This window comes from Sphingopyxis sp. (assembly GCF_019459305.1).
GTDB lineage: Bacteria > Pseudomonadota > Alphaproteobacteria > Sphingomonadales > Sphingomonadaceae > Sphingopyxis.
On sequence record NZ_JAIBES010000041.1, the window covers coordinates 1 to 5913 of the forward strand.

At 65.9% G+C, this 5913-nt stretch carries 5 protein-coding genes; 1 reads left to right on the forward strand and 4 read right to left on the reverse strand.

What is annotated here, in order from left to right; all coding sequences use genetic code 11:
* Positions 1-314 precede the first annotated feature (314 nt).
* The 4 genes from holA to K0M74_RS04550 all read right to left on the reverse strand — a co-directional run bounded on the left by holA (position 315) and on the right by K0M74_RS04550 (position 5115).
* Positions 315-1346, reverse strand: coding sequence for a DNA polymerase III subunit delta (gene holA / locus K0M74_RS04535; protein ID WP_293968537.1), 1032 nt, complete (start codon positions 1344-1346; stop codon positions 315-317).
* 6 nt (positions 1347-1352) lie between these two features.
* Positions 1353-1907, reverse strand: coding sequence for an LPS assembly lipoprotein LptE (lptE, locus tag K0M74_RS04540; RefSeq protein ID WP_293968545.1), 555 nt, complete (start codon positions 1905-1907; stop codon positions 1353-1355).
* Between the two features lie 130 nt (positions 1908-2037).
* Entirely contained in the window at positions 2038-4602 is a 2565-nt protein-coding gene (gene leuS, locus K0M74_RS04545; protein WP_293968539.1) for a leucine--tRNA ligase, read from the reverse strand.
* 51 nt (positions 4603-4653) lie between these two features.
* On the reverse strand, positions 4654-5115 hold the full coding sequence (locus K0M74_RS04550; protein ID WP_293968541.1) for a DUF3576 domain-containing protein: 462 nt from the start codon (positions 5113-5115) through the stop codon (positions 4654-4656).
* 280 nt (positions 5116-5395) lie between these two features.
* Between K0M74_RS04550 and K0M74_RS04555 the strand changes: the two genes are divergently transcribed.
* Complete coding sequence (locus tag K0M74_RS04555; protein WP_293968543.1) at positions 5396-5878, forward strand: hypothetical protein; 483 nt, start codon at positions 5396-5398, stop codon at positions 5876-5878.
* Positions 5879-5913: the final 35 nt, after the last annotated feature.

Below are 5913 nucleotides of genomic sequence, written 5' to 3' on the forward strand. Positions count from 1 at the left end.
ACACCGAGGACCTACGGCGGGACGCTGCGCGTAAAATTAAAACCGCTAGCGAACATTATAATATTGCGGGCGGGCCCAGCGGCCCCGCCCTCTTTTTTTGCCCCCGGCACTGCCGCCGGAGTCAACCTGTCACCTCTGACAGCTGTGGCCAAAATGCCGCGCTCTCATGCCAATTCCGCTACGGCACCGAGCACCTATGGTGTGACGCTGCGCGGCCAGTTCTGATCCGACCTCTTGCCCTCCCCCATGCGGGTAGGGCGTAGGGAGGGCCTGCCGCAGCCGGGCACTGTTGCGTCAGGCCCTTTCCTTTGGCGCTACCGCGCGCGCGCCGCCTGATGCGCGATGTCGGTCATCAGCTTGCGGAACAGCACCCCGCCCGGTGTGCCCGATGATTTGAGCGCGCGTTCGCAATCGATCAGGCGGCTCATCAGCCGCGCGACGCGCACCGAATCCCAGATGCGCAGCTGCGCGGTCACCGCATCGCGTTCTTTCCAGAAAATGCCGCTGGTGCGCGCTGCGACGACGGTTGCCGGATGCGCCCCGGCATCGACCTCGGCGCGCAACCGCGCGAGCGCCAGCGCGCGGATTGCCAGCGCGCGGATGATGCGGATTTCGGCGACGCCGACCGCCGTCGCCTTCGCCAGCATCGCAGGCATTTCGTGCACCTTGCCGCCCAGCGCGACATTGATGCACTCGCTGACGTCTTCCTCATGCGTCGCGGCGCCCAGCGCGGCGATGTCGGCGGCGGTGACCTGGCGCTGGCGATCGGCGGCGGCGTCAAGATACAGCGCCATCTTCTCGATCTCGCGCCGCATCAGCGCCTGATCGCCCGACACCAGGTCGATCAGCAGCTGCGCCTCGGCATTGGCGAGCCGCAGCCCCTGTTCTTCGGCGGCGCTCATCGCGATGCCGACCAGCGCGCGGCGGTCGGGCTGGTAACAGATCGCGGCGACGGCATGGTTCGACCCTTCGACCAGCTTGACCAGTTTCGACTTGGCGGTGACCGACGCGCCGGTCGCGATCACCGGGTTGATGACGGTGTCGGCGGCGAGCAGCGCCTCGACCGCGGGGACGCTGTCGTCGCCGCTGCCGGTGAGTTCGAGGCGGATGATCCGCGCCGGTGAAAACAGCGACATCGACGCGGCTTCGGCGGCGAGCACCGAGGGATCCTGCGCGAGCTGCGATCCCGACAGGTCGAGCCGCTCGGCCTCCTTGCCCGCGAGCCCGACCAAATAATTCGCAACCGCGGCCATCGTCGCCTCATCGGGACCGGTCAGCAGGGTGAAGCGGAGCGCGGGGTCGAGGCGCGACTGGCGTTCGAGGTCGGCGGGCTTGACCGTCTTCATCGCCGGTTACGGAGTCGGCGCAGGCGTCGCCGCTGGCGCCTGGGTCGCGGTCCGGCCGCCGCCACGATCGGCGAATACCGCCAGCCGCGTGACGATCTGGTCCGAAATTCCCGAGGCGAGCCGTTCGAGCGCCGACGATTCGGCGGCGATCGTCGCATATTCGCTGCCGACGACGTCGATCCCGGCATCTTGTGCCGCGGTCGCGTCGAGCAATACTTCGCCCGACGCGGCGTCGACAAGCTGGTACCGCGCGCGCAAGGTGCGGCGTTCGCGCGTCACCGCATCATCGGCGCGGACGCCAAAGCCGGTGATCGAATCTTCGAGCCGCACGTTGAGCCGCAGCCGCTTGCCCGCGCCCTGTCCGCCCTGCGTCGCCTGCAACCGGTCGCGCAGCGCGTTGCGGACGAGCCAGCCGCTATGCCCCTCGATCGGCGCAACATCGACATCGGCGAGCACCGTCGCCACCGCGCCGCGGCTGCCGTTCGCGTAAAGCGGACGCAGCCCGCAGCCGCCGACAAGCAGCGAGGCGGCGACGAGCGAAGAGGTGAACAGGCTACGCATCTCGATCATCCATGCCTTTTATCCCCGTTCGTGTCGAGCTAAGTCGACACACGCTAACGCTGCGCCAGACGCATCTGACTTCGCTCGACGCGAACCGAAATAGGGGGCCATAGGTTCCAAGACCTGCTTGTCAGGGAACAATGTTCACCAGCCGGTCGGGGACCACAATCACCTTCTTCGGGGTGGCCCCTCCGAGCAGTTCGGCGATGCGCGGGCGCGCAAGCGCTGCGGCCTCGATCGCGTCCTTGTCGAGACCTTTGGCGAGCGTCATCGTATCGCGCAGCTTACCCGCCATCTGGATCGCGATCGTCACCTCGTCATCGACAAGCAGCGCCGGGTCGGCAGTCGGCCATGCGGCGTCGGCGACGAGGGTGGTCGCGCGCAGCTGCGCCGGAAGCGCCGCCCACGCCTCTTCGGCGAGATGCGGCATCATTGGCGCGACGAGACGGATCAGCGTCAGGCACGCTTCGGCGCGGGTCGCCGACGGTTTCGCCTTTTCGATGTCGTTGGCGAGCGCATGGATTTTGGCGACCGCCTTGTTGAAGCCGAGCGCTTCAATGTCGCTCCCGACTCCGGCGATCGCCTGATGCAGCTTGCGCGCCAGCGCTTTGTCTTCGCCGCCATCACTGACATTTTCGGTCTCGCCGAACAGGCGCCACAGGCGCTGGACGAAACGCCACGCACCCTCGATCCCCGCCTCGCTCCACGGCAGGTCGCGCTCGGGCGGGCTGTCGGACAGCATGAACCACCGCGCCGCGTCGGCGCCATATTGGTCGAGGATCGCGTCGGGATCGACGACATTCTTCTTCGACTTCGACATCTTGATCACACGGCCGACCTGCACCGGAGCGCCATCGGCGGTGAGCGTCGCGCCGTCGGCGCTGCGCTCGATCTCGTCGGGGGTAAAATAGAGCGGCGGCAGGCCTTCGCCCTGCTCGCGGCTATAGGTCTCGTGCGTCACCATCCCCTGCGTGAACAGGCTGGCGAAGGGTTCGACGATGTCGATCATCCCCATCTTATTGAGCGCGCGCGTCCAGAAGCGCGCGTAAAGCAGGTGAAGTATCGCATGTTCGACGCCGCCGATATACTGGTCGACGGGCAGCCAGCGGCGGATGACGTCGGGATCGAACGGCCGGTCGCTCGGCGCACTGGCGAAGCGCAGGAAATACCAGGACGAATCGACAAAGGTGTCGAGCGTGTCAGTTTCGCGCACCGCATCGCCGCTGCATACTGGGCAGCGGACATGCTTCCACGTCGGGTGACGATCGAGCGGGTTGCCGGGGATCGAGAAATCGACATCGAGGGGCAGGACGACGGGGAGCTGGTCCTTCGGGACCGGCACCGTGCCGCAGGCGTGGCAGTGAATGAACGGGATCGGCGTACCCCAATAACGCTGGCGCGAGACGCCCCAGTCGCGCAGGCGCCACACAGTGGTGCCCTTGCCCCACCCTTCATGCTCGGCGCGCGACACGATCGCAGCCTTCGCCTCGTCGATCGTCATCCCGTCGAGGAAGCGGCTGTTCACCAGCTTGCCGGGGCCGGTATAGGCCTCGTCACCGGTGAAATGCTGCGCGGTCTCGTCGCCATCGGCGATCACGCGGTGGACGGGCAGTTCATATTTGCGCGCAAAGTCGAGGTCGCGCTGGTCGTGCGCCGGGCAGCCGAAGATCGCGCCAGTGCCATAGTCCATCAGCACATAGTTCACGACCCAGACGGGCAGGTGCAGCGCCGGATCGAGCGGATGCTCGACGGTCAGGCCGGTGTCAAAGCCGAGCTTCTCGCCGGTCTCCAGCTGTTCGGCCGACGTGCCTTGACGGCGGCATTCGGCGATGAATTCGGCAAGCTCGGGTGCGTCGGCGGCGAGGCGCTCGGCGAGCGGATGGTCGGGCGAAATCGCGGCGAAGCTGGCGCCGTAGAGCGTGTCAGGGCGCGTCGTGAAAACGTCGAAACCGGCGGCGCCGCCGACGAGCTTGAACGAAAACTCTAGCCCCTGCGACTTGCCGATCCAGTTTTCCTGCATCAGCCGGACCTTGTCGGGCCAGCTGTCGAGGCCGCCCAGGCCTTCGAGCAATTCGTCGGCAAAGTCGGTGATCCTGAGGAACCACTGCGACAGCTTTTTCTTCTCGACGAGTGCGCCCGAGCGCCAGCCGCGGCCGTCGATCACCTGTTCGTTGGCCAGCACGGTCATGTCGACCGGATCCCAATTGACGTAGCTTTCCTTGCGCGTCACCAGCCCCGCGGCGAACAGGTCGAGGAACAGCGCCTGTTCCTGCCCATAATAATCGGGATCGCAGGTCGCGAGTTCGCGGCTCCAGTCGATCGCAAGGCCGAGGCGTTTCAGCTGGCCGCGCATCGCGGCGATATTGTCGCGCGTCCAGCCGCCGGGGTGAACGCCCTTTTCCATCGCGGCATTTTCGGCCGGCATCCCGAACGCGTCCCAGCCCATCGGGTGGAGGACGTCGTGCCCGGTCATCTTTTTGAACCGCGCTAGCACGTCGCCCATCGCGTAATTGCGGACATGCCCCATGTGGATGCGCCCTGACGGATAAGGGAACATCTCAAGGATATAGGCCTTGGGCTTGTCGGCCCCATCCAAGTTCTTGGAGTCGGTCGTGGCAAAGCTGTTCGCCGCCTCCCACGCCGCTTGCCAGCGGGCGTCGGCGGCGAGAGCGCCAAAGCGCGGTTCGCGGGTCATTCGTCGGTTACCCCGTTTGTCTGTGTGTCGGCGCGAACCCGCACCGCCGGATTAGTCCTTGAAGGCGCTGCGGCGCAGGTCGCGGGCGCGGGTAAGGATGATTTCCTCAAGCTTTTGCACCGTTGCCGCCTGCACCGGAGCGTCGACCCAAGCGGCGCCCTGCGCGACCTGGCGCGAGGCGGCGACGCGGAGCGCGTCGGCGCGCAGATCGCGGTCGAGGATCGACACCGTCACCTTCATCCGCTCGCCGGGGTTGCCGGGGTTTGCATACCAGTCGGTGATGATCACCCCGCCCGACGAATCGGCCTGAAGCAGCGGCATGAACGACAGGGCATCGAGCGAAGCGCGCCACAAATAGCTGTTCACGCCGATCGTCGTGACCTGGCTGGCGGCGAGGTCGGCGCGCGGCCGGTCTTTGCTGGCGCAGGCCGAAAGGCCAAGCGCCGCGAGCCCGAGCAGCGCGAACGCGACCGGACGGCGACCGCGCGAAGCAAGGACGGAAAGCTGGGACATGCCGATACACCTTATCTTTTTGGGCGCTGCCGGATCACAGGATCCGCTCGGCGCAGAACGAGATTGCCAGCGTCTCTATCGCCCTTGCCGCCGCCCCGCAAGCGCGGCAATTTCGCCGCTGCCGCGGTTCAGATTCTGGTCAGATTCGGGGACGACTGTGGTGATCGCGCAACATTTTTACCGAAAAGCGGTTCTGCTGTAATAATTTGCTGGGATTCACTGGCAAAATCGTCACAGGAAGCCTATCTCCTGAATCACTTGGGGTTGGAGTCGCAGGGTTATGACGCGGAAACCGCGGCATTTTTGGAAGGGCAGTCTCACCGCTTTGGCGGTGGTTTCGCTTGCCTTGCCGCCAGCGCTCGCCGCGATGTCGCGCTCGGAGCGCATTCGCGATACTGCTTTGTCCGAGACGCTGCTGGGTCAGTTCACCCCGGCATCGGGCGATCCGCGCCTGATCGCGCGCTACGCCAAAATGTCGGCCGAACAGCGCCGCAGCTTCAGCTTTACCCCGGCGATTACCGATGACAGCCGCAAGAACCGCGCGATCACCGTGGTGATTCGCGCCCGCGACGACGCATCGAGCGCCGCGCGCACGTCGGCGTTGGCAGCGGGCCGCACCGCGCCGATCGCGATCACCCCGGTCGCTTACAATTTGGGCGCGTCGGTCGGGTTCGAAAAATTCGTCACGCCCACGCAGCCCCCCGGCAGCGCAATGCGTAAACAGCCCGTAGCCAAGGCCCCCCCAAAGGCCCCAAAAAAGTAGCGCTTTTCAACCCGCAATATCAGCACATAGGAAAA